The following is a 24885-nucleotide window of genomic DNA, read 5'->3' as shown; positions in this document are numbered from 1 at the left end:
CCCGGCGTCTGGTGGGTGTGACACAGTCGAGAGCGAACAGGAGCCACCCATGGCCGGCACGTCGCAGACCGCGCCCGAAGATCGCGGCGGAGACATGAGCCGGGACGACCGCCCGGACCCCGCCACTGAGGCGTTCGTCGCCCACCGCAACCTGCTGTTCACCGTCGCCTACGAGATGCTCGGCTCGGCCGCCGACGCCGAGGACGTCTTGCAGGAGACCTGGCTGCGGTGGGCGGGCGTCGATCTCGACACAGTGCGGGACCAGCGCGCGTACCTGGTCAAGATCACCACCCGGCAGGCGCTCACCCGGCTGCGCACGCTCGGCCGGCGCAAGGAGTCCTACGTCGGGCCCTGGCTTCCCGAGCCGCTGTTGACCGCGCCCGACGTGGCCGAGGACATCGAGCTGGCCGACAGCGTCTCGATGGCGATGCTGCTGGTGCTGGAGACGCTCACGCCGACCGAGCGGGCGGTGTTCGTGCTGCGCGAGGTGTTCGATCTGGCCTACGACGAGATCGCGGAAGCCGTCGACAAGAGCCCGGCCGCGGTCCGCCAGATCGCCCACCGGGCACGGGCCCACGTCGCCGCGCGACGACCGCGCGACGTCGTTTCCCCGGCCGAGACCCGAGGCGTGCTCGAGGCCTTCCAACGGGCGATCGAAACGGGCGATCTGCAGACTCTCCTCGACATGCTCGCGCCAGACGTCGTCGCCCTGGCCGACGGTGGCGGAGTCGTGCAAGCCGCGCTGGAGCCGGTCGTGGGGGCCGGCGGGGTGATCCAGGTGCTGGGCAGGATCGCCGCCGTGGCGTCGCTGCGGCCGGCACAGGTCAATGGCCATCCGGCTCTGATCGTCCAGATCAACGGTGAGGTCGACACCGTCGTGGCGGTGCGCATCGACGACGGCCTCATCACCGGACTCTACGCCGTGCGCAATCCCGAGAAGTTGTCGTATATGGAGCGGGAGACCGCCTTGCGCCGCTGAGTCCGGGTCCTGTGGTTGATACTGCCGGACGACCGTTGCGCTGAAAATGATCTTTGTCGCAGCGTGCGGGGTCCGCTCTTGGCCGTGAAAGGTTTCTCGGCGTGTTGCGGCCGGTCGGCAAGGTTGGCCTCACTGCCGCTATCTGTAACGTTTTCGCAGGTAGGAAAGAGGGCGCCGAGCTTTGGCCTGGTCAGGCTTGGTTTCCATCAGCTTCTCCGCAGTCGCCAACGACAGCCCGAGCGTGACCAGGCGGGTCTGCGCTCCGTCGTGCAGGTCCCGCTCGATCCGGCGGATCTCGGCGGCCTGCGCGACCGTGGTACCCGCGTGCTGGGCCGTCAGCTCATCGACCCGGTCCGCCAGCATCATCACGGGCGACACGCGCAGGAAGCGGACGGCTACCGGCTCGACGGACCGCCACGCATACGGGGCGCCGGCGACGGTCACGACCAGGCCGAGTATCCCGATGAAGGGAAGCGATCGGCTGAATGCGAGGACCGCCGCCGCGACTCCGGCCGGCGGGATGGCCGCGATCAGGCCCGCAGCGAGCGGCGCGATCCCCGTGAACCGCAGATCCCGCCACATGGCGGGATCGCTCCACCGGACCCGCCACTTCTGATCCATGAGGACGTCGCGGCCGGTGCGCTCGTAGCTGAAGCCGTTCCACCACTACCCGGTGGACATCCGCGTCACCGGCCCGGCCCCGCCAGATCCGCTCGGAAGTAGGTCTAAGCCCACCCACCCGTACGTCTAGGTCCATACCGCGCCACCCGTGCGCTCCCTAACTTCGAGTCCATACCGGACGAAACGAAGGAAGCAGGAGACATGGAGAACGCACCACACCACAACGACCGGGAAGGACTCCAGAGGGCCGACACGACCTCGGCCGTGCTTCCTGGCACGTCGCCCAGCCAGAGCACCGCGTCCCGGCCGAGGCTGTGGTTCGTCGACAATCTGCGGATCCTGCTGATCTCGCTGGTGGTCCTGCACCACACCGCGGCCACGTACAGCGGGATCCCGGCCTGGTACTACACCGAGAAGCCGACCAGCGGAGTCGTCGCGCTCGGCCTGACGGTCTTCCTGCTGGTCAACCAGGCATGGTTCATGGGCGCGTTCTTCCTGCTTTCCGGCTACTTCACGCCCGGGGCGTACGACCGCAAGGGCCCGCGTGCCTTCCTCCGCGACCGGCTGATCCGGCTGGGGGTCCCGCTGGTGGTGTTCTACTTCGTGCTCAACCCGATCCTGTACGCCGGCTTCTACGGTAGCGGCTCGCCGCTCGACTTCTACCTGCACACCATCGGAAGCGGGCCGTTGTGGTTCGTGCTTGCGCTCCTCGTCCTCGACGGGTCCTACGCCGCCTTGCGCCTCGCGACCAGGAAACGCCCGGCTCGCAGCAGAACCCCCCAGCCGCCCACCTACCCGGTGGTGATCGGGTTCGTGCTGGTGCTGGCCCTGACGACATACGTGCTGCGGATCGCGATTCCGGTGGGCTTCACGGTGCCGGTCATCGGCTTCCCGAGCAGCGCCTACCTTCCGCAGTACGTCAGCTTCTTCGTCCTGGGGACCGTGGCGTACCGGCGCGGTTGGTTCCACGCCATCACCGCCCGGATGGGCAGGGTCGGGCTCGGCATGGCCATCGGCGCCACCCTGGTGTTCCTCCCGCTCGCGTTGGCCGGCAGGTGGGAGGGGCACGGCACCCTGAGCTCGCTGTGCTACGCGCTGTGGGACTCCACTTTCGCGGTCGGCATCGTTCTCGCGCTGCTCACCTGCTTCCGCCGCAGGCTGGACACCCAGGGGCCGCTGCGCCGGTACCTGTCCGCTCATGTGTTCACCGTGTACGTGATCCACGCGTTCGTGGTGACGGCGGCAGGTTACGCCCTCAGCGTGCTGGACCTGCCGACGCTGGTGAAGTTCGCGATCGCGGCTGTCATAGTGCTCCCGGTCTGTTTCACGCTCGCCGGTCCGATCCGCCGGCTCCCCGGCGTCCGCCACGTGCTCTGAAATCCGGCAACCCGTCAGACCGGATCCCCGATCAGCCGATCGCCGGAGGTCACCTGTTCTCCGGCATATCGGCCGATGTCGTGAAGGGGGTCAGCCTGCGTTGCCGATCCGGTCGTAGATCAGGCAGATCGCGCCGGACTCGGTGGTCGACAGGTCGGTGAGCGACCAGGACGTGGTGGGCAGGCCGTCGTGGAAGAGCCGGGCGCCGCCGCCGGCCAGCTCCGGGCAGAGCGTGATGCTGAGCCGGTCCAATTCGTCCGCGGTCAGCAGGGCCTTGATGACGCTGCTGCTGGCCAGCACGATGATGTCGCCGCCGGGCTGCCGGCGGAGCCGCTTGACCTCCTCGGCAGGATCGGCGTCGGTGAGCCGGGAGTTCTGCCACGGCGCCTCCGTCAGGGTCGAGGAGAAGACGATCTTCTCAGTCTCGTCGAGCCACTGGGCGAAGGCCCGATCCCGGGAATCGGCGTTGTCGTCCTTGGCGACCGCCGGCCAGAAGGAGCCGAAGCCCTCATAGTTCTTGCGGCCGAGCAGGGCGGTGGTGGCGGCGCCCGTCACCCGCACCATGTGGTCGCGGGCGCCGTCGGTGAGGGCGTGGGGGACGATCCAGCTCATGTCCTCCTCGCCGCCCTGACCTTTGACCCGGCCGTCGAGCGAGAGCGAGATGTTGGCGACCACCCTGCGGCCCTGGACGTTGGTGTGCTGCGTCATGACTGCTTCTCTTTCCAGCGCTCGTGGCAACCCGTTGGTGCCATCTGCAGCGATCCTGTCGTCTCGGCGGACAGAGAACATCTGCCACCTGGCAGAGATGCCGGTGAACCGGTGGCTGATCTGCTGGCATACTTCCGGGATGTCTGCTGCCCCGCACGTTCCGCCTGAGCTGTCATCGTTCGTGGGTCGGGTCGCGGAGCTTGCGGCGATCGGCGATGCGGTCACGGCCGGGCAGGTTCTGACCCTGGTCGGCCCGGGCGGGTGCGGCAAGACCCGGCTGGCGATCCGCGTCTGCCGGATGGCGGCCGAGGCGTGGCGGGACGGGGTGTTCTGGGTCGGCCTGGAGGAGGAGGCGGACGGGAGTCACATCGCCCGCCGGATGGCGGCGGCGCTGGACGTCCTTCTGCCCGCCGGGCCGGATCCGGTGCCGGCGCTGATCAGCGCGCTGCGAGACCGCGAGCTGCTCGTGGTGGTCGACAACTGCGAGCACGTGCTGGACGACGCGGCCAGGGTCATCGCGGCGGTGCTGTCGAAATGCCCACGCGTGGCGGTGCTTGCCACCAGCCGTTCCACGCTCGGCGTCGTCGGCGAGCGAGTGTGGCGGGTGCCGCCGATGGGCCTGGCCGATGCGCTGGAACTGTTCCTCGAACGCGTCCGCGCCGGCGCCCCGGACGCGGCGGGCGGGGCGGAGGCCCGCTCCGGGGCGAGGCGGATCTGTGACCGGCTCGACCGGCTGCCGCTCGCGTTGGAGTTGGCCGCCGGCTGGGCGGGCGCGCTGTCGCTGGCGCAGATCGCGGACTCCCTGAGCGCGCCGTTCGCCCTCCTGGACGGCGGCGTGCGGACCGCGCCGTTCCGGCAGCGGACACTGCAGGGGTCGATGAGCTGGAGCCACGACCTGCTGGACGACGACGAGCAGGTGCTGTTCCGGCGCGTCGGGGTTTTCGAGCCCGGCTTCACCGCGGACGCCGTGACCCGCCTGGCCGCACTCGGCGGACCCGGCCGCGAACGCCTGCTCAAGGCGTTGCGGGGGCTGATCGACAAATCGCTGGTCGTGGCGGACACGACGGGCCCGGTGGCCAGATACCGGATGCTCGGGGTCGTCCGGGCGTACGCGCTCGCCCGCCTGCAGGAGGCACAGGAGGCCGCGGCCGCCCGGGACCTGCACCTCGACATCTACTCCTCCCTGCTGGAGCAGGTGGCGCCGCTGCTGGACACCGACAAGGACGCCTGGCGGATGCAACTGGGCGCCGCCTACCCCAACGTCCACGCAGCTGTCGAGTGGGGGCTGTCGCGCGCCGACCCGACCCAGGGGCGGCGCCTGGCCGCGGCCTGCGTGTGGCTGTGGCACCTGGAGGGACGAGGCACCGAAGGGGTACGGCTGCTGCGGCGGGCAGCGGCACGCGGCGCGGATGAGCGGAGCCCGCTGCAGGCGGAGGTTCTGGCGGCGCTGGCGCTGGTGGCCAACACCGCCGAGCCGGGCATCGAAGCGTTCGAGGTGGCGCGGGCGGCGCAGCAGCTGGCCGCCGAGACCAACGCGCCCGCGGCAGGACGGCTGGCACGATCGCTGGCCGCCCTCGGGCGGCTCGCCGTGGGCCTCACAGAGGCGCTGGAGGAGGCTCGGGCGGTCAGGGACGAGGCCGTTCGGGCCGGGGACGGATTCGTCGTGGACTCCACCGAGGTGTTCATCGGCCTGGTGCACGTACTCGCCGACGACTATCGCGAGGCGATCGAGCACCTCGAACGTGCCGTGGAAGGGCATCTCGGGCGCGGCGACCGGGGTATGGGGTCCTTCGCCCTGGGCTGGTTGGCGCTGGCGGCCGCCCGGTCAGGTGCGCTTCAGCGGGCCGGCGAGCTGGCCCAGCGTGCCGTGACCACGGCGGAGCCCTTGCGTGACCTGCACTGGACCGGCTCGGCCCGGGCCATCCTGGCCGAGATCCGCATTCTCCAGGGCCACCTGGACGAGGCCACTGCCGCGCTGGCGCCCATTGATCGCCTGGTCGCCGGAGCGGGGCAGCTGCCGTTCATCACCGGCTGGGAGCGCTGCAAGGCGATGCTCGCGCTCGAACACGGCCGCCCGCGAGAAGCGGTGGAGTGGTGCTGGCGTGAAGGCCGGTGGCAGGAGGAACCGAGCGCGGAATGGCTCGCCCCCGAGACCCAGCTGGTGCTGGCGGCCGCCCTGCGGCAGTCAGGCGACCACTCGGCCGCGGCGCGGGTGCTTCACGCCCTGTCCGATGCCCCGGTGACCAAGCAGATGCCGCGCATCCGCGCGGGCGCGCTGGATGAGCTGGCGCTGCTGAGCCACGCAACCGACACCGAGCGGGCGCTGCACCTGCACCATGAGGCCCTGCGGATCCGGCTCGACCATGATCTCGTCCTCGGCCGCGTCGCCAGCTTGGAATCTCTGGCGTTGCTCAACCTGCGGCGCGGCGCGGCCGAGACGGCCGGGGTACTCGCGGGCGCGGCGGAGCGCGCCCGCTCCGACCTCGGAGCCGCGCCCCGGCCGTTCCTGCGTGTCGCCGATACCAGTGAGGAGTTACGGGCGCGGCTGCAGGAGCCGGCCCTGCACGAAGCCGTGGAGCACGGTCGCGCGATGGACCTGCCCGCAGCGATCGGCTACGCCACCCGCGCGCGCGGGCCGCGCCGTCGGCCGGAGTCCGGATGGGAGAGCCTCACCCCGGCCGAGCGGTCCGTGGCGGAGCTCGCCGCCCAGGGGCTGTCCAACCCCGAGATCGCCACCCGCCTGTTCGTCGGCCGTGGCACGGTCAAGACCCACCTGGCACACATCTACGTCAAACTTCGGGTCGCCAACCGCACCGAGCTCGCCCGCGCGGCGGCCGAGCCGCTCAACCAGCACAACTAGGGCCGGTACGGGGTTGACAGGGGTGCCACCGGCATACAGCAGAAACGGGCCTCGGGTCGCTTTCACCCACCCGGCCGTCCTGGGTCAGGCGGTGGCGCCTCCGTCGATGACCAGGTCATGACCGACCGTGAATGCTGCTTCGGGTGATGCGAGCCACAGCACGGCGGAGGCCGCTTCGTCGAGGGTCCCGACTCTGCCGATCGGCAGTGAGCCCTTCACCCGTTCGGCGCGCTCCGCCTCGGTCTCACCGGGGCGCAGGGACATGGACGTGTCGACGGGGCCCGGGCTGATCGCGTTGATGCGGACACCCTCCCCGATGTACTCCCTCGCAGCCGCCCGGCTCAGCGCGCTCACGGCCGCCTTGGATGCCGCGTAGGCGCCGAGGAACGGCAGCCGCATGTGAGCGCCCAGGTTGGAGGCGGTGTTGACGATCACACCGCCGCCGTTGCCGCGCATGTGGGTGATCTCGTGCTTCATGGACAGGAAGACACCGGTCACGTTCACGGCCAGCTGGCGGTCCCAGGCGGCCTCGTCCATGTCCGCGAGCGGTCCGGCCTCGAGCGTTCCCGCGTTGTTGAACGCGATGTGCAGGCCGCCGTGGCGCTCCACCGTGGTCGTGACGAGCCGGGCGACGTCCTCGGAGGAGGAGACGTCAGCGGCCACGGCGTCGGCCTGGCCCCCTTCGTCCTCGATCAGTTTCACGGTCTGCTCGAGGAGGCCGACGCTGCGCCCGGCAACCACCACGGTCGCGCCTTCTCGGGCGAAGGCGAGCGCGGTGGCCCGGCCGATGCCGGAACCTCCGCCGGTGATGAGGGCTACCTTGCCGGTGAAACGTGCGGTCATTCCGTATTCTCCTTTGTTTTCTTGCGGCGGCGCGTGTGCGCCGAGAACCGGGCGGTGATGAGAAGGGCGGCGGCGATCTGTACGGCCCCAATCAGCACGAACGCCATCAAGGCGTCACGCCTATATGGATCGATCGTTCTGTTATTTGGGCGCGTAACAGCACTTCTCGTCACAACGAACACCTCCTCAGTCCAGTACGGCCAGCGCCTGCGCGGTGGCGTCGCGAAGCCTGCCGGGCTCGGGATGCGCACGGCCGAGCACGCGCATGCCCTGCATCATGACGAGCAGGAAACGGGCCAGGGCGTGCGGGTCCCTGTCGTCTGAGATCTCGCCCTGCGCGCGCGCCCGGGTCAGCGCCGAGGTCAGCGCGGTCTCCAAAGTGTCCCAGCTCGCCTCGACCTTTCGGGCGATCTGAGGATCGCGCGGCATGAGCTCCACTGCGGCGTTGACGACCATGCAGCCGCGCCGGTGCTCGTCACGCAAGGACTCCTCGGCATATGTCTCGACCAGCGCTCGTACGGCCGGAAGCGCCGGCCCCGGCTGGGAGAGCACCTCGACGACATGGGGATCACGGGTCTGCAGGTATCTCTCGAACGCCTTCAGGTAGAGGTCGTGCTTGCCGCCGAAGGTCGCATAGATGCTCGCCCGGGCGATCCCCAGATGCCGGACCAGGTCGGCCATGGACGTCGCCTCGTACCCGCGCTCCCAGAACAACTCCAGCGCCTTCTGCAGGGCCGCATCCGGATCGAACTCCTTGGTCCTCGCCATGCGCTGAACCCTAGCTATATCTAGACCGAAAGGTCAAATATGAATGCCGGGCATCAACCACCCCGACCAGTCACGGATGCCCTCAGGGGTTCTCGGGACCTGGTGCCACAAGGAACCGCTGGCGCTCCAGCCGCTCCGCCACGGTGCCTCAGGGCGTGATGGGCGATCTCGTGGGCCAGCGCGCCCTGCAGTCGTACGCTGTGCTGCTCGTCCAGCAGCCTGATGACGGTATTGGCATGGATGTTCGCGTGGATCGAGTCGAGGCTGCAAGGCCGCCACGGCGGAGAGTCGGCGATGGTCCTGCGCGACCGCCCGGGCATCCAAGTCTCCGAACGTGATGCGAACGCCTGCTGCCGGCTCACCGGCTGGTGGTCTCGGTGGGAGATCATGGGACCGTGATCGATACACAGTTCATGATCTTGCGGGCGGCGGGCGACGCGGGGGACCTGGACGCCGCCCGCGAACACGCGCGGCTGGCCGCCCTGCTTCGTGAGGAGGAGGTCGCCGAGGAGCGCCTCCGTGCTCTGGTGGAGCGCCTGCCGCATGACTCCGCGGCGGCGCATTTGCTGATCGCTGAACTGCTCCGTGCCGTCGTAGCGATTCGGGAGGATTTCTCCTACCGGCCAAACCAGCCGCAGCCGGAGCTCGACCGGGTGAGCGAGGAGATCGCGGAGTTGTGCCAGGCTCTGCGGCTTCGCGACCCTGCCGACGGCGTCGCCCAGGCCTGCCTGGCGGCACTGCGGGAGCTGCTGGATGAGGAGGGCCGCCCGCATGTCGCGCCAGCGTACGAGCACTCCTGGTACGTGGTGGAACGGGAAACGGCGGGAGGGTCCGTCGAGTTCCGGCAACGGCTCGTGGTGACGGACGCCGACGAACTGCGCTGGGCCTGCGATCGGTGGGCGGCGGATGAGGAAGGGTATTGGGACCAGGGGTGTCTGACCCTCAGGGTCTACCGGTCGGGTGTCGCGGCCGAGCGGATCGACCTGGGCGACCACTCGGGGGAGTACGCCACGGACTGGGACGCGGTGGAGATCCCGCCCCTTTCCGGCACTCCGCTGCCTCCGGGGCAGCCGGTACGGATCGAAGACGGTGAGCTGGCCCACCACGGCTTCGTCGAACACGTCTCCTAGTACGGCAGGGTCCCCTCGACGATGACGTTCATCGTGCTCTCACCGTGCCCGGAGAAACCTCGCCGTGCGACGCAGCAGCAGCCCGGCGGCTTCGGAGTCGTAGGACGGCAACGAGCTGTCGGCGAAATAATGCCGGTCGCCGGGATGCAGACACAGTTCGGCGTCAGGAGCCTGCTCGACGAGCGCGTGAGCCGCCTCGGCGTGGAATACAGAGTCGTTGTCCATGGCGTGGATCCGTACCGGGACCTCGGTGGGCCACGGTCCGAAGTAAGAGGCCGGAACGCAGGAGGAGACGAGCACGGCGCTGCGGGCGCCCGGGCGCGTCTGGGCCAGTTTCTGCGCGTTCAGCACGCTGAGGGAGAATCCGAGGAAAATGACGGCGGCCGGCAGGTCCGCGACGGCGCGCGCCGCGGTCGAGGAGCTCCTCGACACCGGCCTGTTCCGAATACGCCAGGCCGGCCTCCATCGTGTCGAAGGTCCGGCCGTCGTACAGATCGGGCGTGTGCACGGTGCGTCCCTCGGTCCTGAAGGTCCTCGGCGAAGCCGATGACGCCCGGAGTGAGGCCCTGGGCATGATGGAAGACGACCACCTCGGCCATCGTGGCCGCCTCCATACGTGTTCGTCGTCAGCCGCTACCCGGCGGACCGTCCAGCGCTGCCCGCCGCCGATCCGTAGCCTCGTCGCACCCCTCATCCAGACCCGTCATCGAGGGGTTTCAGCGGCAATGGAGGTGCCGGAGTACGGCATGTTCCCTTTGGACGGGCCGCCCGGCTGCGGTCAGTCGGCCGCCGGTGCTACGTCCAGGATCGCCTTGCCCGCGATACGCCGGTCCAGCAGCGCCTGGGCGGCCTCGGCGACGCGTTCCCAGGAACCGCGCCAGCCGACCTCGGGGGAAAGCCTCCCCTCCGCCACGAACCCCAGCAGGGTTGCCAGATCCGGGCCGACCTCATGGACGTCGCCGAACGTGTTCATCGTCTTGGACGGGCCGATGGAGAACATCGAATACGGCGCGAACACCGCCGGCTCGTCCGACGCCCAGCCGATGTTCTGCACACCCCCGCCCGGCGCGAGGAGCTCCCAGGCCGCGGTCAGCTGTGGCCCGCCCACATTGTCGAGGATGAGGTCGACCGGCCGATCGATGCCCTCCAGACCGACCACCACCTCGTGGGCGCCCAGTTCGGTCAGGCCGTCGGCGCGGGCCGCCGACCCCACCGAGGCGATGACATGGGCACCGCCCAAAGCCGCCAACTGGACCGCGTAACGGCCGACGCCGCCCGCCGCCCCGGTGATCAGTACCCGCCGGCCCAGGATGGAACGGGAACGCAACGTGCGCAGCGCCGTGATACCGGCCATCGGCAGTGCGGCGGCGCCGGCGAGGTCGACCTGGGCGGGGACTTCGGCCACCGCGGTGGTGTCCACGGCCATCCGCTGCGCCCACGCTCCGGCGCCGAACGCCGCGACTCTGGCGCCTACGGCGGGTCCGGTGCCGTCGGCCGCAGCACGTACGACGACACCGGCGGCATCGTAGCCGTGCACGGTTCCGGCCGGCTGCTGGCCGGCGAACTTCACCTCGCCGCGGTTGAGCGAGATGTGCCGGACATCGAGCACCAGCTGGTTGGGCGCGGGCTGGGGGTCTGCGGTCATCCCCAGCCGCAGGGATCCCGGGGCGCCGGGATCGACGACGAGCGCGCGTATGTCCATCAGGGACTCCTTCATAGGCAGCACTATACGGACCAACAGTCCGTTTAGTGCACGATAGCATATGTGGACTGACAGTCCGCCTTGGAGAGGGATGCCGATGGCCCAACAACGCGCCGAGCGCGCCGACGCGACCCGCAACCGCCGTGCGGTGCTCCACGCGACTGAGCGGCTTCTGGCCGAAGGCGGCGGAGACCATGTGTCGCTCGACCGCGTTGCCGCCCTTGCCGGAGTCGGGAAGGGCACCGTGTTCCGTCGCTTCGGCAACCGCGCCGGACTGCTGCAGGCGCTGCTGGAGGAAAGGTCTCGCGAGCTACGCGACGCGGTCAAGAACGGACCCCCGCCTTTGGGGCCCGGAGCACCCGTCCGGGACCGGATGCTCGCCTTCCTCGACGGACTCGGCGCGATCGCCGAAGGCAACGCCGTCCTGCTGTCGGCGCACGAGCAAGCGTGCGCCGAGGACAAGTACGACGACCCCAGCTACCAGTGCTGGCACCGCCATCTCAGCACCCTGCTCGCTGACGGACGCCCCGATCTCGACGCCGACTTCCTGGCCCACGCCCTGCTCGCTGTCTTCGACGGCGACCTGGTCCGCCACATGACATCGGCCGATGACCCCCGCCGCTTCACCCGCTCAATCCAGCAGATGGCCGCGGCACTGCTCGATCGGTGATGATCGCCAGGGCGTCCATCCAGCGGCCGATTCCTGAGCAAGATCAGAAACCGGTGGTTCGCGGCCGACCCGGCACGCGATCGTGACTTCGCCGTCCGCGACCACCGGACCTACCTCGATACCGTGCGCAGGCGGTCGGCCGACACCGCCAACGCCCACATCGCCGCGCTCGATCACTTCTTCGGCCACCTCTGGCCCGGCGCGGTGCGCGTGCGACGCGACGAGCCGCCCAGTCAGTCCAGGCAGAACTCGTTGCCCTCGGGGTCGGTCATCACGATGAAGCCGGCGCTCATCGGGGGAGCGGGCTCGTGGCGACGTACCCGCGTCGCTCCCAGCGCGACGAGCCGGTCGCACTCGACCTCCAGCGCCGCCATCCGCTCCCCTCCCCGCAGCCCGGGAGCCGCCCGGACGTCGAGGTGGACACGGTTCTTGGCGGCCTTGTCCTCCGGCACCCGCTGGAAGAACAGCCGTGGGCCGTGTCCGTTCGGATCCTCGATGGCCGATCTCGTGTTGCGCTGCTTCTCCGGTACGCCGGCCCGTGCGAGGAAGTCGTCCCACGCGGCCAGCGGGTCGGCGTCCTCGGGCAGGTCGACTCCGGGCGGGCCGGGGTGGACGTAGCCCAGTACGTCGCGCCAGAAGGACGACAGCGCACCCGGGTCGTGGGCATCGAAGGTGACCTGGATGTGGCGGCTCATCGGGTTGCTCCGTTCGTAGCGGGTTTCATGTGCAGGTAGAGGTCGCGCAGCAGGCAGACCTCGGACAGGTGGTGGATCAGCTCGCGGTGGATGTGCAGCACCAGATCGGCCGTGGGCGCCTCGGGGAAGGGCTCCTTCGCGCCGACCGGGACCCGGAGCCCGGCGTCGCCGAGGCCGGAGACCCCGGCCAGCCAGACGTCGAGCTGGGCCTCGAGCTGGTCGAGCGCGGTGGCCGCGCTGCCGGCGTACTCCCAGGTCTCATACGACGCCGCCGACGCGCCGAAGTGCGCCGCGTTGCGCGTGGCGAGCACGCCGACGACGACGTGACCGAGTCGCCAGGCGATCGTGGTGAAGGCCGCGGGGACCGGCTCGGGGAAGGCGTAGTCCATCGTGAAGTCCCCGGCACCGACCTGCACGGGCGCCGTCGAGCTGCCGCGCGGCCGTACGTTCCAGGCGTCCGGCACCGGCGACCAGAAGTACTCGTCGTCGGTGAGACCGTCGAGCCGGGCTCGGAGCTGATGGTTCCAGTGGAACTCCCACTGCTCGCGCAATGCTCGGTTCCAGTCGAGTTCGTCTGCGTCCATGGAGTCACCCTGGCACCTCTGGCGGACAGGATCGGTCCGCTATCTCTGGCAGGGTGGACGACATGGACGTGGCACGGGGTGACGAGCGGGGTACGACGGAGCGGGTGCTCACCCTGCTGGGGCTGTTGCAGCAGCGCCAGGTCTGGACCGGCCCCGAGCTCGCCGACCGGCTCGGGGTCACGCCGCGCACGGTACGGCGTGATGTCGAGCGGCTGCGCGCACTCGGCTATCCGGTGCACGCCAGCCAGGGTGTCGGCGGCGGCTACCAGCTCGGCCCGGGGCAGGACCTGCCGCCGCTGCTTCTCGACGACGAGGAGGCGATCGCCACCGTGGCCTCGCTGCTCGCCGGCGCGGGTGGCACGGTCGCCGGCGCCGCCGACGCCGCGCTCCGGGCGCTGACCAAGCTCGACCAGGTGCTGCCCACCCGGCTGCGGCACGAGGTGCGCGCGCTCTCCGGCTCGGTGGAGTCCTTCGGCGGAGGCCGCACGCCGGTCGACCCCGAGGTGCTCATGACGCTGGCCAGAGCCTGCCGCGACGAGGTCGAGACCGGCTTCGACTACCCGTCCGGGAGCGAGGTGCGACGGCGGCGGGCCGAGCCTTATCGCCTGGTCGCCTCCGACCGGCGCTGGTACCTCCTCGCCTACGACCTCGATCGCGACGACTGGCGCAGCTTCCGCGTCGACCGGATGACCGATGTGTCCGCACGGACCTGGCGCTTCCGCCCGCGCGCGGCGCCCGACGCGGCGACGTACGTGCAGGAGGGTGTGACGAGCCGGGTCTACCCGCACCAGGCGCGCTTCCTCGTGCACGCGTCGGCCGACACGGTGCGCGCGCAGATTCCGGCGTCGGCGGCCGTCGTACGACGGCGAGGGAGCGAGCTCTGCGAGGTGCTCAGTGGCGCCGGCAGCCTCGATTTCGTGCTCATGCACGTGCTCCTGCTGGGGCACGACTTCGAGGTACTCGACCCTCCGGAGCTCGGGAGGCGCTGCCGCGAGCTGGCGGAGAGACTGCTGTCGGCCGGTGCGGCGATCTCACCGGCGCCGGACACGGAGGAGTCATGAGCCGTGACCACGCCGGCGCTCAGCAGCGCTTCCGCTGCTTCCATGCCGAGCACGTCGGCCCGGCCCCCGGCTTCGCCATCGTGCTCGGCGTCGAAGATCCCGCATCGGGAAGCCGGGTGACCGGTTTCCGCGCCCTCGTCTTGCCCGCGCCGAAGGTCTCGTCCGGCCAGACGATCATCCGAGGACGAGCGGGAGTTTCGCGGCCAGCTCGCCCAGTTCGGCCTTCTCCACGTCGGTCGGGGCACGCCGTCCGGTGCCGACCAGCAGCGCGTCCCTGTCGGAGAACGACGCGGGGAACACGGCCCCGGCGATCTTCTCCAGCATCTCGCGAGACCGGGCGAGCCCCTCCGCGGGCGGTTCCGCCGCGTCCGGGAGATGCGCGACCAGGTCGAGGTGGTGCAGCGTCCACTCCAGGACGTACGCGGAGAGGTAGTCGCCCGCGGTGAGAACCACGTCGCGGGTGCCGACCCGGAGGCCCGGGTCGGCGAGTTCGGCGGCGCGGCCGGCGGCGGAGCCGACGTCGTCGAAGTGGAACTTGAGCAGCCAAGGCTCCTCGTACGCGGCGGCCAGCCGGACGATCAGCGCGTCGAGCGGGTCGTCGCCGGTCGGCGGCTTTTCGGCGACGTCCCAGTAGGTCACCGCGTCGCGGGTCGGCTCCGCTTCGGCGGGGGTCACCAGGGTGATCAGGACGTCCTGAGCGTCGATGACCAGATGGCACACCAGGTCCCGCACGAGCCAGCCGGTACAGCCGGACGGCTGTGCGAAATCCTCGTCCGGGAGGTCGGCGACCGCCGTACGCAACGCCGTCCAAGAGCGGGAGAAGAGTTCCACATCGGCAAGGTAGTGCGGTGCCGCAATGGTGGACAAGCGCATTTGGACGTCGGCTCGCGTACCCAGACGGTCGGCTCGTGTCAGAGGGGGAGGAGGTGGGGGTGAAGGGCACGTCAGGCAGGGATCGCGTTCACCAGGCCGCCGTCGATCACCAGGTCCTGGCCGTTGATGTAGGACGCCTCGGCGGAGGCGAGAAACGCCACCGCTGCGGCGATCTCCTCCGGCCGGCCGAACCGATCGGCCACGACGCGACTGGTGATGGCGGCGGCCTCCGTCTCGCTCAACGCCGCAACCGGGTACATCGGTGTGTCGATGTACCCGGGGCTGATGGAGTTGACGCGGACGCCCCGCGGCGCGAGCTCCGCCGCCAGGGTGCGGGCCAGGTTGTGCGCGGCCGCCTTGGTGGCCGAGTACAACGTGAGGATGCCGTTGCCGCGATGCAGGGTCCAGGAGGCGTTGATGACGATGGAGCCGCCATCAACGATCAGCGGCAGCGCCTTCTGAAGCGTGAAGAACACCCCCTTGAAGTTCACGTCGACGGCGTGATCGAAGTCGGGTTCGGTGATGTCGGCGAAGGGCGTGAAAGTGCCTACTCCGGCGTTGGCGAAGACGACGTTCAGCTTGCCGTAGCGTGCCTTGATCGTGTCCATCAGGGCGTTCAGAGCATCGAGGTCGGTGGTGTCCGCGACCACGCCGAGGGCGCGCGGGCCGAGCAGGGCGGCGGCCTGGTCGACACGTTGCCGGGTGCGGCCGGTGACGATCACGTGGGCGCCTTCGGCGATGAGGCGGTGTGCGGTGCCCAGTCCCATGCCGCTCGTGCCGCCGGTGATCAGGGCGGTCTGGTCGATGAAGCGTGTCATGTGAGTGCTCCGTGAAGCCAGTCGGCGAGGGTGGCCAGCCAGTCGGGTCGGGCGTTGCCGAGCAGGTGGTCACCGTGAGGGATGTGCAGGTACTGTCCGTGTGGCGCCAGGCGGGCCAGCGGCTCGCCGTTGGTCACGCCGGGGATGACGTCCTGGCCGCCGTCCACCACCAGCAGCGGGCAGGTGATCTGCGGGGCCAGGACGGACAGATCCACCTGCCGGGCGAAGTGGCGGGCCGCTTCTTCGCCGCCGGCGCGTCGGACGATGATCTCCCGTACCGGGGGCGGCAGGGCGTTCCAGTCCAGATGGAAGGGGCCGCTGACGGTGGCGGCGGCCGCGACGCGGGTTTCACGGGCGGCGCTTTCCGCGACGTAGTAGCCGCCGAGGCTGAGCCCCACGAGCCCTACGCTCCTGGTGCCGAGTGCGTCGACGACCTGGCCGATCACGTGGTGATAGTCGGCTCGGACGGTGCTGCTGGCCGCGAGCACGCCCTGCCCCGGCCCGTCCATGGCGAACACGGCCAGGCCCCGACGTAGCAAGGCGCCGGTCACCGCGTGGAATTCCTCCTTGCCGGAGTCCAACCCGGGAACCACGACCGCGGTCGCCACGGCATCGGCCGGCCCGCGCAGCCAGCCGGTGAAGCCCGGTCCCTCGATCCGGCGGGCCCCCGGCTCCAGCAGTTCGAGTGCGAGCCCCATGGCGGTGTCCGCCTCGGCGGCGGCCAGCGCGCTCTCACGGTTCGGCCCCAGGGTGGCGACATGGAACCAACTCGCCGCGACCTGGTAGTGCTCGCCTGCTGAGATCGTCGTGGCTGCCTGCCCGGCACGCGCCAGGTGCCCGCGTGCGGCACGCATGAACGTCTCGCCCCACTGGTCCAGGACAGCCATCTCCCTGGCGACGCGCTGGTACTCGTGCGGGTCCAACCCGGCGCCGGTCGCACGCGACAGGTTGGCGGCGACGAAGTCCGCGACGCTCATTGTGCTACTCCGATCGTCAGTACGGCGTTGCCTCGGATGCGGCGTTCCCGCAGGTCGATCAGAACTTCGGCGGTCTGGCTCCAATCGGCGACGCGGCCGACCTCCGGGTGGAGCCGCCCGTCGGCCACCAGGCGCAGCAGGGTGGCCAGGTCGGGACCGTACGGCGCGCCGGCGTAGTGAAAGTGCCGGATCACGGCGTTCTCCGGCCCGGCGAGCAGGTCGAAGAAGTTCAACGTCACCGGGGTACGGCTGGCCTGGCCGTACCAGATCAGGGTGCCACCCGGGACCAGCCTGGCCAGCGCGGCTGCGAGCGCGCTTCCGCCGGTGGGCTCCAGAACCACGTCGAACGGCCCCTCCGCGTCGGACACGTCGTGCACTATCGCCGCGGCGCCCAGCTCGCGCAGGCGTGCGCCGCGCTCCGCCGTGGCGCTCACCGCGGTGACCTGCGCGCCCGCTGCGGCGGCCAGTTCGGTCAGGTAATGACCCACTCCGCCTGAGGCGCCGGTCAGCAGCACCCGCCTGCCCGTCAGGGCGCCGGCTGCGCGGAGCAGCCGGAGCGCGGTGATCCCGGCCAGCGGCAGGGCGGCTGCATGCACGGGGATGATCTCATCGGGCAGGACGGCGAGCGAGTGGGTGGGCACGGCCGCGTACTCGGCCCAGCCGCCCATCGGCGGGTGACCCACCACCCGGGTGCCCGCCTGCGGCCCCGAGCCGTCGGCGGCGGCCTGCACGATCAAGCCGGCGATATCTTTGCCGGGTATCAGGCCGGGTTTCGGCTCTTCGAGCAGGAACGTCTCCCCACGATTCGGCGAGAACGCCTCGACCTTGATCAGCACTTCGTCCGGGGCGGTCGTGGGCTGAGCGTCCTGGGCGAACTCCACCGGTCGCGCTACGTCTCCCGTAGGCATCAATCTACGCATGCGGCAATGAAACCGGCGTTCGGCCTGCTCGCTCCAACAACGGCTACGAGTGGCTGACAACCATTGGTTGTCGCCTAAGGTGGCAGGGGTGGATCTCGACCTGGCGCAGGTGCGCGCGTTCGTGCTGGCCGCCACAGAACTGCATTTCGGCCATGCGGCCGAAGACCTGGCGATCTCCCAGCAGGCGCTGTCCAAACGCGTCGCCCGCCTGGAGTCCACGCTCGGCAGGCACCTGTTCGACCGTGGCGGCCAGGGGGTCCGGCTCACCGAGGCCGGGGAGCGTTTCCTTGAGCCTGCCCGGCAGGCATTGGCCGCCGCGGACCGGGCCGTGGCAGCGGTACTGGATGCGCACCGTCCGCTGCGGATCGATGTGTGGGGTCACCTGTACGCACCCATGCGCACGCTGGCGCAGGTGGCGATCCGCGAGCCGCGGCTGGAACCGGGGCATGGCCGTGACCTGTCCTCAGTGATCGCGGCGCTGCTGCACGGCGACATGGACGCCGCTTTCGGCCGCGTCCACGCGCCGTTGCCCGCCGGGCTGACGCACCGTCTGGTCCGGCTGGAGCCGGTGGATGTGATCTTCAGTACGGAACACCCGTTGGCGCACGCGCCGGCGATCCGGCCTGCGCAGCTGCGGGACAGCGTGCTGTGGACCCCGGGACCGCTCCACCGTCTGGACTTTCTCCACCGCTTCGCCGAGGCCTTCGGTATCCACGACCGCGCCGAGGGCACCAACCTGGGGCTGGACCACTTCCTGGCCGACCTGGTAGTCGACCCGCGCCGCTTCAGCCTGCTGCCCGCGGACGTACCCCTCCCGGCTCACCCAGCGATCCGCTCCGTCCCGCTGGTCGGCCCCACGCCCCTCTACGCCTGGTCCCTGCTCTGGCGCGACAACGACGGCCATCTGCCGCTGGACATCCTGGTGAGCGCCTTCGTGGAAGAGGCGGAGCGCAACCGCTGGCTGGAATACGATCCCCTCCGCGATTGGCTACCTGAGCGGCAGATCAGGCGGATGGCCTCGATGCCACAGCCCCTGCCTCAGCGCTCTTTCTCGCCGATGTAGCCGCCGGTCTCCGGCTCCGCGCCGCTGAGGACCACCAGGCCGATCAGCCGATCGTCGGCGGATCTCCGAGAGGGTTGTGAGTAGTCATCTGGTTCTCGGGACGGCTATCGGTTGCGGGCCTGGTCGTCTCTGGAAAGCCGGGTGAGGAAGTGCCGGACCGCGCGGGGGTCGCGCAACAGGTGGGTGTCCGCGTGCGGAGCGTGCGTGGCGATCGCCCGCATCACGCGGGGGAGGCTGCGGCGCCGGTAGGCCCAGACCCAGCGCCAGAAGTCGGCACGTTCGCGGCCCCGCCGGATCGCCCGCCAGGCACATCGAGGAAAGAAGAAGTCCAGCACGATGATGGTGTCGGCCCTCCGGAGACGCACGTCGAGGGCGTCGTAGGGTCCAAGGTCGCCATCGAGGATCCAGGCGTCCTGCTGAACCAGTTCTTGTTGACGAGCCGCCCACCGGCCGGGATCCGTCGCGGTGAGACCGGGCTCCCAGAACAGCGTGTCCAGTTCGATGACGGGCAGCTTCGCCACGTCGCCCAGGCGGCGGGCGAGGGTCGATTTGCCCGCGCCGCCACGACCGAGGATCACTACCCGTTTCATGCTCCATGATGACCCGGTGCTGGGGTCGATGTCTCGGGCTCGTCCATGTCGTCGATCGTGATTTCGCGACAGGCCCGTTCACCGAAGCGGCCGTCAGGTATTCGGCCTCGCCGGCAAGGAGCGCGAATTGCCGGCCGCCGGCCTGATGACGGGGACGCGTAGGGCCAGCAGGGCGATGTCGTCGGCGGAGTCGCCTTCGCAGTGGGCCAGAACGGCTTCGCCGATGCGCTCCACGATGGCTGAGGCATCCAGGTCGCCGCAGTCGGCCAGTAGCCTGTGCAGGCGCTCCTCGCCGAACAACCGCCGATCGATGAAGCCGAGGTGCTGCGTGCTCGTCGTTTTTCGATAGTTTATGGCCATTGCTGACGCTGCAACCGGTGAGGCGAGTAGTTGTGAGCACCGGCCTCGTCACTGAGTTCATCGTCGGTTCCGGCGCGGTCACGGGCGTCTCCGCTCGGCCGGGGTGCGCTCGCCGTACTGGAGCGATACACCCGCCGGGCCGGAACCAGCTGGAGCGTGATCTCCGGCTCGGTGCTGCTGATCTCCTTCGTACCGATGCTCGGTGTCGGGGCCCTGGCAGGAAGACCATGTCCTTACCCGCGCCCCAACACGAAATGAGCCCCTCCCCGGGCGGGGAGGGGCTCATCAACGGTCAACGACTACCAGGTGCCGGCGCCGTAGTAGTCACTGAGCCTGTCGCGGTAGTCGGGCTCCCGGTAGGTCGCCTCGTCGAACTCCGGCGCCTGTTTGATCTCCTCCTTGGTGCGCGAGATGTAAACCTTGCGCTCCTGGGGGTCGACCCGAATCACGGTGCCTGCCGGCAGCACGACCTTCTTGCCGAAGATCCAGAAACCGGTGTCGACGACGATGTAGCTGTCGCCGACCGCATCGCTTTCCTCGTCCACCGAACCGATTTTGCCGTCGGTGGCCTCCACGTCGAATCCGACGAGGCCGAGCGTCTGCTCGCCGCTGTAGGCCTCGGGACGATAACTCCAGATGTTCTCCGTCATGTGTCCTCCTTGGCTGCGAAGGTACGTCACTCACCGTTCTACCCACGACACGTACGGTAAACGAACCATCGGTTGGAACCCGAGGAAGTCGTCACGTGCACGGTCGACGGGTACGCGCGGTGGGGGAGTGGCAGCCGTACATCTAACCTCGGCCGGATCCGGCGCGGACGACCTCGGCGAGGGGTGTTGCGGCGTGGCCGGTCAGGCGCGGTACGGCGTCACTGACGCCGTCGAGCTCACCGGCCTCGATGGCGGTGTAGGTCGACACCCAGGCGTCGATCTGCCACTGCGGGGCACCGTAGGAGGCTCGGGACCGATAGGCCTCCTCCACCGTTTCGGGTTGATAGGTGATGGTGGAGCCGGTGTTCTCGGACAGGATCGCGGCGATCGCCTCCAGGGTGAGGGACTGCGGGCCGGTCAGGTCATAGGTGGAACCGGCGTGCTCTGGGGCGTTGCCGAGGACGGCGACGGCGGCGTCGGCGATGTCGTCCTGGGCCACGACGGCCGCCCTGCCCTGCCCTGCCGGGCCGCGGACGATGTCGTCCGGGCCGACGAGGGCGGGCATGAAGTCGGCGTAGAGGTTGTCACGCAGGAAGGTGAAGGGCAGTCCGCTGGCCCTGATGTACTCCTCGGTCGCCCAGTGGTCCCTGGCCAGGGTGAAGGTGGCGTCGGGGGCGGCGCGAAAGAACGACAGGTAGACCAGGTGGCCGACCTCCGCCTGCACGGCGGCGTCCACGAACGCCTTGTGCTGCCGCAACCGGTCGGGTGCCTCCGAGGCCGAGACCATGAAGAGCCGATCGACGCCCTGAAGTGCTTCGGCCACGTCGGGATCGCCGAAGCGACCGCGGACGGCCACGGCTCCGGGTAGCTGAGGGGCCCGTTCGGGCTGCGGCACCACCATGAGCTGCGGGATTCCGGCTGCGGCCAGGCGCCTGGCGATGCGGCCGCCGAGGCGGCCGGTCGCCCCCGTGACCGCGATATCCGGACCGGCGTGATCGGGTGTGCTGGTCATGAACGGATCCCTTTCGTAGCGTTTATGAATGTCGTCTTGCCCTGATGGCGTGCTGATGAGCACGCACCACGGCCTGGAGATCCCGAAGACAGCCTCAGGGCCGCGCGTCAGACAACGGCACTGATCCGGGCGTGCCAGGCGCGGTGCTCGTCGTAGACGATGCGGTGGCGCCTGACCGGACGCCGTCCGGCCGGTCTGGAAGTATTCCGCCCGGGTGGGGTAGGTGAGAGTGATGTTCCTTCTTTTCGGTTTCCGCACGGTCCTTCACCAACTCGGCGTGATGACCGCCGTCTGCCGCAACTGCGGCAACACGGCGGCTCAGATGCTCGTCAAGCGGACCACCAAGTTCACGTTGTTCTTCATTCCGCTGTTTCCTGTGCGGACGAGATACGGGACGCAGTGCACCTTCTGTGCAGCGTCTTATGAGATTTCCAGGGGAGAGGCCAACCGGCTGACGGCCCGCTGACAGGTGCTTGCCTCGTCGGCCGGCCGGTCTCCCGGATGTTCGGCACCGGGAAGCGTTGGAGACGACCCGAGTCGCCACCGATGGCACGGGGAACGCGTGCGGCATCCTGTACGGCGCCGCGTGGCGGGCCGGGAGCCCGATCGAAAGGCCCACCCTCGCGGCCCAACCGAGGCCCAGCGCGCCCACCTGGTCCGCCGTCTCGCGCGCGTGCCCTCTGATCAGGCGGCCGAGGGTGCCGGAGAGCACGCGGCGGGCCAGGAAACGGCCGAACGTACAGCAGGCGACGCCCCGGCGGTGAAGCAGGCACTGGCGTTACCTGGAACGACAGGCACTGCCGGGAACGGGCAAAAGAACGTTTGCTGGAGATGAGCCCCGAGAAACCCTGGCCGGCCCGGGCGGGGTAGGGCATTGACCAGCGACGACATGCGAGGACAACGATATGCGAGCAGCGTTCATACGTGAGGCGCCCAAGGTCCTCGTCTGCCCGTAGAGCGGTGGTTCGTGATCACAGTTGATCGTCAAGGAAGAGAAATCATGGAGATCCTCAAGCGGCAGCCCACCAGTAAGGCCCCGGCCGACTGGTTCACCGGCGACGTGTGGTGGGACGTCATCTACGCCGGGCAGGAGCCGTCCCGGATGCGCGCCAACCTGGTGCGGTTCTCACCGTGCGCCCGCACCGACTGGCACTCCCACGCCCTCGGGCAGACACTGCACATCGTCTCGGGCATCGCGCTGATCCAGTCGCGCGGCAGCGGGATCATCGAGGCCCGGCCCGGGGACACGATCTACACCCCGCCCGGCGAGGAGCACTGGCACGGTGCCGCTCCCGACAGCTTCATGGAGCACCTGGCCCTGTGGGAGAGCCCGGGCCCGGACGGTGGTCCCGAGACCGTGTGGGGCGACAAGGTCACCGACACCGAATACCAGGCTCCCCGCAGCTCGCACCCGGTCAGGAGGGACGTCGATGGCGATCAGTGACGCCGCATGCCGCAACCACGAAGCGCTGTTCCCGGGCCGTGTATCGACCCTGGCGGAGACCGATCCCGAGCTGACCACCGGCGGTCTCGTCCCCGGCGACCCCGCCCGCATGGCCGCGAAAATCATCGAAAGCGTCGACGCCGCCCCCGCGCCCCTGCGGATGGTGCTCGGCTCCCAGGCCCTGGACACCACGCTGTCCACGCTGCGTAAGCGCGTCGCGGACTTCGAGAGTCAGGGTGACCTGGCCGCCTCCACCGACTTCCCGCCCGGCGAGTGACCGCCCGCCCGTCGGCGAAGCGCACGGCACTTCCGTCCTGGGTGGTTGGCGCGGGAGCCGCGGTACGGCACCTTCGACACGCCGGGCGCCGTCGCCGGGTGTCGTGGCGATCGGTGTCCGGCGTGATCACCAGGCGTACGCCTCGGGCGCCGGCTTGGCCCCGTTGGGCGCAGGCGGCGGGAAGAGCTCGTCCAGCTTGGCGAGCGTGCCGTCGTCGAGCGTGATCTGCAGGGCGCGCAGCGAGCCGTCGAGCTGCTCGACCGTCCGCGGCCCGACGATCGGTCCGGTCACCCCGTCCTGCGCGAGCAGCCACGCCAGTCCGACGTGGGCCGGGTCCTCGCCGATCTCGGCGCACAACTTCTCATACGCCTCGACGGATTCCTGGTGCTCGGCGAACGCGGCGGCCCAGAGTCCCGAGCCGCTACGGGCGGCGACCCCCTCACGCTGCTTGCGCAGGACGCCGCTGAGCACTCCGCCGTGCAGCGGCGACCACGGGATCACGCCCACCCCGTAGTGCCGCGCGGCGGGCAGCACCTCCAGCTCGGCCCAGCGCGACATCAGGTTGTAGATCGACTGTTCGCTGACCAGCCCGAGGAAGTGCCGGGACCGCGCGGCCTCCTGCGCCTGTGCGATGTGCCAGCCGGCGAAGTTGGACGAGCCGAAGTAGAGCACCTTTCCCTGCTGGTGAAGGACGCTGAACGCCTCCCAGATCTCGTCCCACGGGGTGCGCCGGTCGATGTGGTGCATCTGGTACAGGTCGATGTAGTCGGTCTGCAGGCGCTTGAGTGACGCCTCGCACGCGCGCCGGATGTGCAGCGCGGACAACCCGTTGTCGTTGGGCCGGCTCCCCATCGGAAGGTAGACCTTGGTGGCGAGGACGGTCTTGTCGCGCCGACCGCCGCCCTGGGCGAACCATTGGCCGAGGATCTGTTCGGTGGCGCCTTCGCCCTGCTGCGCGCCGTACACGTCGGCCGTGTCGAAGAAGTTGATGCCGTGCTCGTGCGCGCGGTCCATGATCTCGCGGCTGTCCTCTTCGGACGTTCGTGACCCGAAGTTCATGGTGCCGAGGACGAGCCGGGACACCGAAAGGCCGCTGCGGCCGAGGCGGGTGTACTCCACGTGTTCCAACCTTTCAGAGCGCATCGCTAGTCGCATCAAGCAGGATGCGATGAAGCTACAACTTGATACATGAATGATGCAACTCTGCGGCGAATGGTGACGCTGCCGTATGCTTTTCCCGTGAAGACACAGCGGCAGTCGATACCCACCGGCGGTCGGCCACTGCGCGCGGACGCCGAACGGACGATGACGGCGATCCTGGAGGCGGCCGAACGCACCCTCAGCAGAGATCCCGCGGCCACGATGGAACAGATCGCGGAAGCCGCCGGCGTCGCCCGCACCACCGTGCACCGGCGCTTCGCCACCCGCGAAGCACTCATCGACGCCCTGGCGGTGTGGGCCGCCCAGCGGTTCGCCGCGGCGGTGGACGCCGCCCACCCGGACACGGCCCCGCCGCTGGTCGCCCTCTACCAGACGACCGCGAACGTCCTCGGCATCAAGGCCAGCTGGGGATTCGCGATGAGCCGGGGCTCCTCGGCCAACCCGGAGGTCGCGCGCGTCCACAGCGATGTACGGGACACGTGCGAACGGTTGTTCCGCCGGGCGGGGGAGTCCGGCATTCTGCGTGCCGACGTCGACATTTCATGGACTCGTCGGGTCTACTACGCCCTCATTCACGAGGCCGCACAGAACAGGGACGGGCAGGACACCGACGCCCTCGCGACGCTCGTCGTGGACACCCTGCTCCGCGGCGCGGGCACCTCGCACCCCGACCGCCTGTGACGCCGTCCCCGTCTCTGGCGGGGCCGACGACCAGGACAAGGATCGCTGGCAGGACCTGATG

General features: G+C 69.7%; 29 protein-coding genes. 12 read left to right on the top strand and 17 right to left on the bottom strand.

All coding sequences use genetic code 11. The annotated features are described in order from the left end of the window. Positions 1 to 49: 49 nt before the first annotated feature. Positions 50 to 979: an RNA polymerase sigma-70 factor gene (locus OHA77_RS00285; RefSeq protein WP_406315169.1), complete on the top strand. Its 930-nt coding sequence runs from the start codon at positions 50 to 52 to the stop codon at positions 977 to 979. A 138-nt stretch (positions 980 to 1117) separates the two neighbouring features. Here OHA77_RS00285 and OHA77_RS00280 read toward each other — a convergent pair whose 3' ends face one another. Then, positions 1118 to 1561 carry a histidine kinase gene (locus OHA77_RS00280; RefSeq protein WP_406315167.1) on the bottom strand — a complete coding sequence of 148 codons (444 nt, stop codon included), beginning with the start codon at positions 1559 to 1561 and terminating at the stop codon, positions 1118 to 1120. 240 nt (positions 1562 to 1801) lie between these two features. Between OHA77_RS00280 and OHA77_RS00275 the strand changes: the two genes are divergently transcribed. Beyond that, complete coding sequence (locus OHA77_RS00275; protein WP_406315166.1) at positions 1802 to 2977, top strand: acyltransferase family protein; 1176 nt, start codon at positions 1802 to 1804, stop codon at positions 2975 to 2977. 90 nt (positions 2978 to 3067) lie between these two features. Here OHA77_RS00275 and OHA77_RS00270 read toward each other — a convergent pair whose 3' ends face one another. Next, entirely contained in the window at positions 3068 to 3685 is a 618-nt protein-coding gene (locus OHA77_RS00270) for a dihydrofolate reductase family protein (protein ID WP_406315164.1), read from the bottom strand. Between the two features lie 139 nt (positions 3686 to 3824). On the opposite strand from OHA77_RS00270, the gene OHA77_RS00265 reads away from it, so the two are divergent. After that, positions 3825 to 6545 carry a LuxR C-terminal-related transcriptional regulator gene (locus OHA77_RS00265; RefSeq protein ID WP_406315162.1) on the top strand — a complete coding sequence of 907 codons (2721 nt, stop codon included), beginning with the start codon at positions 3825 to 3827 and terminating at the stop codon, positions 6543 to 6545. Between the two features lie 84 nt (positions 6546 to 6629). Here OHA77_RS00265 and OHA77_RS00260 read toward each other — a convergent pair whose 3' ends face one another. Beyond that, positions 6630 to 7388, bottom strand: a complete 759-nt coding sequence (locus tag OHA77_RS00260; protein WP_406315161.1) for an SDR family NAD(P)-dependent oxidoreductase — start codon at positions 7386 to 7388, stop codon at positions 6630 to 6632. 186 nt (positions 7389 to 7574) lie between these two features. After that, positions 7575 to 8156, bottom strand: a complete 582-nt coding sequence (locus OHA77_RS00255) for a TetR/AcrR family transcriptional regulator (RefSeq protein ID WP_406315159.1) — start codon at positions 8154 to 8156, stop codon at positions 7575 to 7577. Positions 8157 to 8551: 395 nt separating this feature from the next. Between OHA77_RS00255 and OHA77_RS00250 the strand changes: the two genes are divergently transcribed. Further along, positions 8552 to 9286: a hypothetical protein gene (locus tag OHA77_RS00250; RefSeq protein WP_406315157.1), complete on the top strand. Its 735-nt coding sequence runs from the start codon at positions 8552 to 8554 to the stop codon at positions 9284 to 9286. Positions 9287 to 9325: 39 nt separating this feature from the next. On the opposite strand, the gene OHA77_RS00245 is transcribed toward OHA77_RS00250, so the two are convergent. Next, a complete protein-coding gene (locus OHA77_RS00245) occupies positions 9326 to 9718 on the bottom strand; it encodes a dienelactone hydrolase family protein (RefSeq protein ID WP_406315155.1) in 393 nt (130 codons plus the stop codon). Between the two features lie 346 nt (positions 9719 to 10064). Next, entirely contained in the window at positions 10065 to 11003 is a 939-nt protein-coding gene (locus OHA77_RS00240) for a zinc-binding dehydrogenase (protein ID WP_406315153.1), read from the bottom strand. Between the two features lie 82 nt (positions 11004 to 11085). Between OHA77_RS00240 and OHA77_RS00235 the strand changes: the two genes are divergently transcribed. After that, a complete protein-coding gene (locus OHA77_RS00235; RefSeq protein ID WP_406315152.1) occupies positions 11086 to 11658 on the top strand; it encodes a TetR/AcrR family transcriptional regulator in 573 nt (190 codons plus the stop codon). 233 nt (positions 11659 to 11891) lie between these two features. On the opposite strand, the gene OHA77_RS00230 is transcribed toward OHA77_RS00235, so the two are convergent. Next, positions 11892 to 12353 carry a VOC family protein gene (locus tag OHA77_RS00230; protein WP_406315150.1) on the bottom strand — a complete coding sequence of 154 codons (462 nt, stop codon included), beginning with the start codon at positions 12351 to 12353 and terminating at the stop codon, positions 11892 to 11894. Continuing rightward, positions 12350 to 12937, bottom strand: coding sequence for a DinB family protein (locus OHA77_RS00225; RefSeq protein WP_406315148.1), 588 nt, complete (start codon positions 12935 to 12937; stop codon positions 12350 to 12352). The genes OHA77_RS00230 and OHA77_RS00225 overlap by 4 nt, the downstream gene beginning before the upstream one ends. Before the next feature lie 62 nt (positions 12938 to 12999). On the opposite strand from OHA77_RS00225, the gene OHA77_RS00220 reads away from it, so the two are divergent. Next, a complete protein-coding gene (locus OHA77_RS00220) occupies positions 13000 to 13998 on the top strand; it encodes a helix-turn-helix transcriptional regulator (RefSeq protein WP_406315146.1) in 999 nt (332 codons plus the stop codon). A 174-nt stretch (positions 13999 to 14172) separates the two neighbouring features. On the opposite strand, the gene OHA77_RS00215 is transcribed toward OHA77_RS00220, so the two are convergent. The 4 genes from OHA77_RS00215 to OHA77_RS00200 all read right to left on the bottom strand — a co-directional run bounded on the left by OHA77_RS00215 (position 14173) and on the right by OHA77_RS00200 (position 17586). Next, on the bottom strand, positions 14173 to 14829 hold the full coding sequence (locus OHA77_RS00215; RefSeq protein WP_406315144.1) for a maleylpyruvate isomerase N-terminal domain-containing protein: 657 nt from the start codon (positions 14827 to 14829) through the stop codon (positions 14173 to 14175). Between the two features lie 113 nt (positions 14830 to 14942). Further along, positions 14943 to 15689, bottom strand: a complete 747-nt coding sequence (locus OHA77_RS00210) for an SDR family oxidoreductase (RefSeq protein WP_406315143.1) — start codon at positions 15687 to 15689, stop codon at positions 14943 to 14945. Continuing rightward, a complete protein-coding gene (locus tag OHA77_RS00205) occupies positions 15686 to 16666 on the bottom strand; it encodes an alpha/beta hydrolase family protein (protein ID WP_406315141.1) in 981 nt (326 codons plus the stop codon). Before OHA77_RS00205 ends, OHA77_RS00210 begins: the two co-directional genes overlap by 4 nt. After that, positions 16663 to 17586, bottom strand: coding sequence for a zinc-binding dehydrogenase (locus OHA77_RS00200; RefSeq protein ID WP_406315140.1), 924 nt, complete (start codon positions 17584 to 17586; stop codon positions 16663 to 16665). The genes OHA77_RS00205 and OHA77_RS00200 overlap by 4 nt, the downstream gene beginning before the upstream one ends. A gap of 88 nt (positions 17587 to 17674) precedes the next feature. On the opposite strand from OHA77_RS00200, the gene OHA77_RS00195 reads away from it, so the two are divergent. Further along, positions 17675 to 18649 (top strand): LysR family transcriptional regulator, encoded by a 975-nt coding sequence (locus OHA77_RS00195; RefSeq protein ID WP_406315138.1) that lies wholly within the window; start codon positions 17675 to 17677, stop codon positions 18647 to 18649. 104 nt (positions 18650 to 18753) lie between these two features. On the opposite strand, the gene OHA77_RS00190 is transcribed toward OHA77_RS00195, so the two are convergent. Both OHA77_RS00190 and OHA77_RS00185 read right to left on the bottom strand, forming a co-directional pair. Further along, a complete protein-coding gene (locus OHA77_RS00190) occupies positions 18754 to 19239 on the bottom strand; it encodes a hypothetical protein (RefSeq protein ID WP_406315136.1) in 486 nt (161 codons plus the stop codon). Positions 19240 to 19332: 93 nt separating this feature from the next. Next, complete coding sequence (locus OHA77_RS00185) at positions 19333 to 19599, bottom strand: SpoIIE family protein phosphatase (RefSeq protein ID WP_406315135.1); 267 nt, start codon at positions 19597 to 19599, stop codon at positions 19333 to 19335. Between the two features lie 51 nt (positions 19600 to 19650). On the opposite strand from OHA77_RS00185, the gene OHA77_RS00180 reads away from it, so the two are divergent. Next, complete coding sequence (locus OHA77_RS00180; RefSeq protein ID WP_406319965.1) at positions 19651 to 19857, top strand: DUF6069 family protein; 207 nt, start codon at positions 19651 to 19653, stop codon at positions 19855 to 19857. A gap of 41 nt (positions 19858 to 19898) precedes the next feature. Here the strand turns inward: OHA77_RS00180 and OHA77_RS00175 are convergent, their stop codons facing one another. Next, positions 19899 to 20249 (bottom strand): PRC-barrel domain containing protein, encoded by a 351-nt coding sequence (locus tag OHA77_RS00175; RefSeq protein WP_406315133.1) that lies wholly within the window; start codon positions 20247 to 20249, stop codon positions 19899 to 19901. Positions 20250 to 20391: 142 nt separating this feature from the next. Continuing rightward, a complete protein-coding gene (locus OHA77_RS00170; RefSeq protein WP_406315131.1) occupies positions 20392 to 21261 on the bottom strand; it encodes an SDR family oxidoreductase in 870 nt (289 codons plus the stop codon). Positions 21262 to 21493: 232 nt separating this feature from the next. On the opposite strand from OHA77_RS00170, the gene OHA77_RS00165 reads away from it, so the two are divergent. The 3 genes from OHA77_RS00165 (at position 21494) to OHA77_RS00155 (ending at position 22982) form a co-directional block, all read left to right on the top strand. Continuing rightward, the gene (locus OHA77_RS00165) at positions 21494 to 21727 is read left to right on the top strand and encodes a zinc-ribbon domain-containing protein (protein ID WP_326823087.1); all 234 of its coding nucleotides are present in this window, start codon (positions 21494 to 21496) and stop codon (positions 21725 to 21727) included. Between the two features lie 534 nt (positions 21728 to 22261). Further along, the gene (locus OHA77_RS00160; RefSeq protein ID WP_406315129.1) at positions 22262 to 22705 is read left to right on the top strand and encodes a cupin domain-containing protein; all 444 of its coding nucleotides are present in this window, start codon (positions 22262 to 22264) and stop codon (positions 22703 to 22705) included. After that, a complete protein-coding gene (locus OHA77_RS00155) occupies positions 22692 to 22982 on the top strand; it encodes a hypothetical protein (protein WP_406315127.1) in 291 nt (96 codons plus the stop codon). The genes OHA77_RS00160 and OHA77_RS00155 overlap by 14 nt, the downstream gene beginning before the upstream one ends. A gap of 126 nt (positions 22983 to 23108) precedes the next feature. Here OHA77_RS00155 and OHA77_RS00150 read toward each other — a convergent pair whose 3' ends face one another. Beyond that, on the bottom strand, positions 23109 to 24101 hold the full coding sequence (locus OHA77_RS00150) for an aldo/keto reductase (RefSeq protein ID WP_406315125.1): 993 nt from the start codon (positions 24099 to 24101) through the stop codon (positions 23109 to 23111). Positions 24102 to 24221: 120 nt separating this feature from the next. Here OHA77_RS00150 and OHA77_RS00145 point away from each other — a divergent pair, with 120 nt between their 5' ends. After that, entirely contained in the window at positions 24222 to 24824 is a 603-nt protein-coding gene (locus tag OHA77_RS00145; RefSeq protein ID WP_406315124.1) for a TetR/AcrR family transcriptional regulator, read from the top strand. Positions 24825 to 24885 lie beyond the last annotated feature (61 nt).

It is taken from the genome of Streptosporangium sp. NBC_01639 (assembly GCF_045209755.1).
Lineage (GTDB): Bacteria > Actinomycetota > Actinomycetes > Streptosporangiales > Streptosporangiaceae > Streptosporangium.
This window is presented reverse-complemented; position numbering and strand designations above follow the sequence as displayed.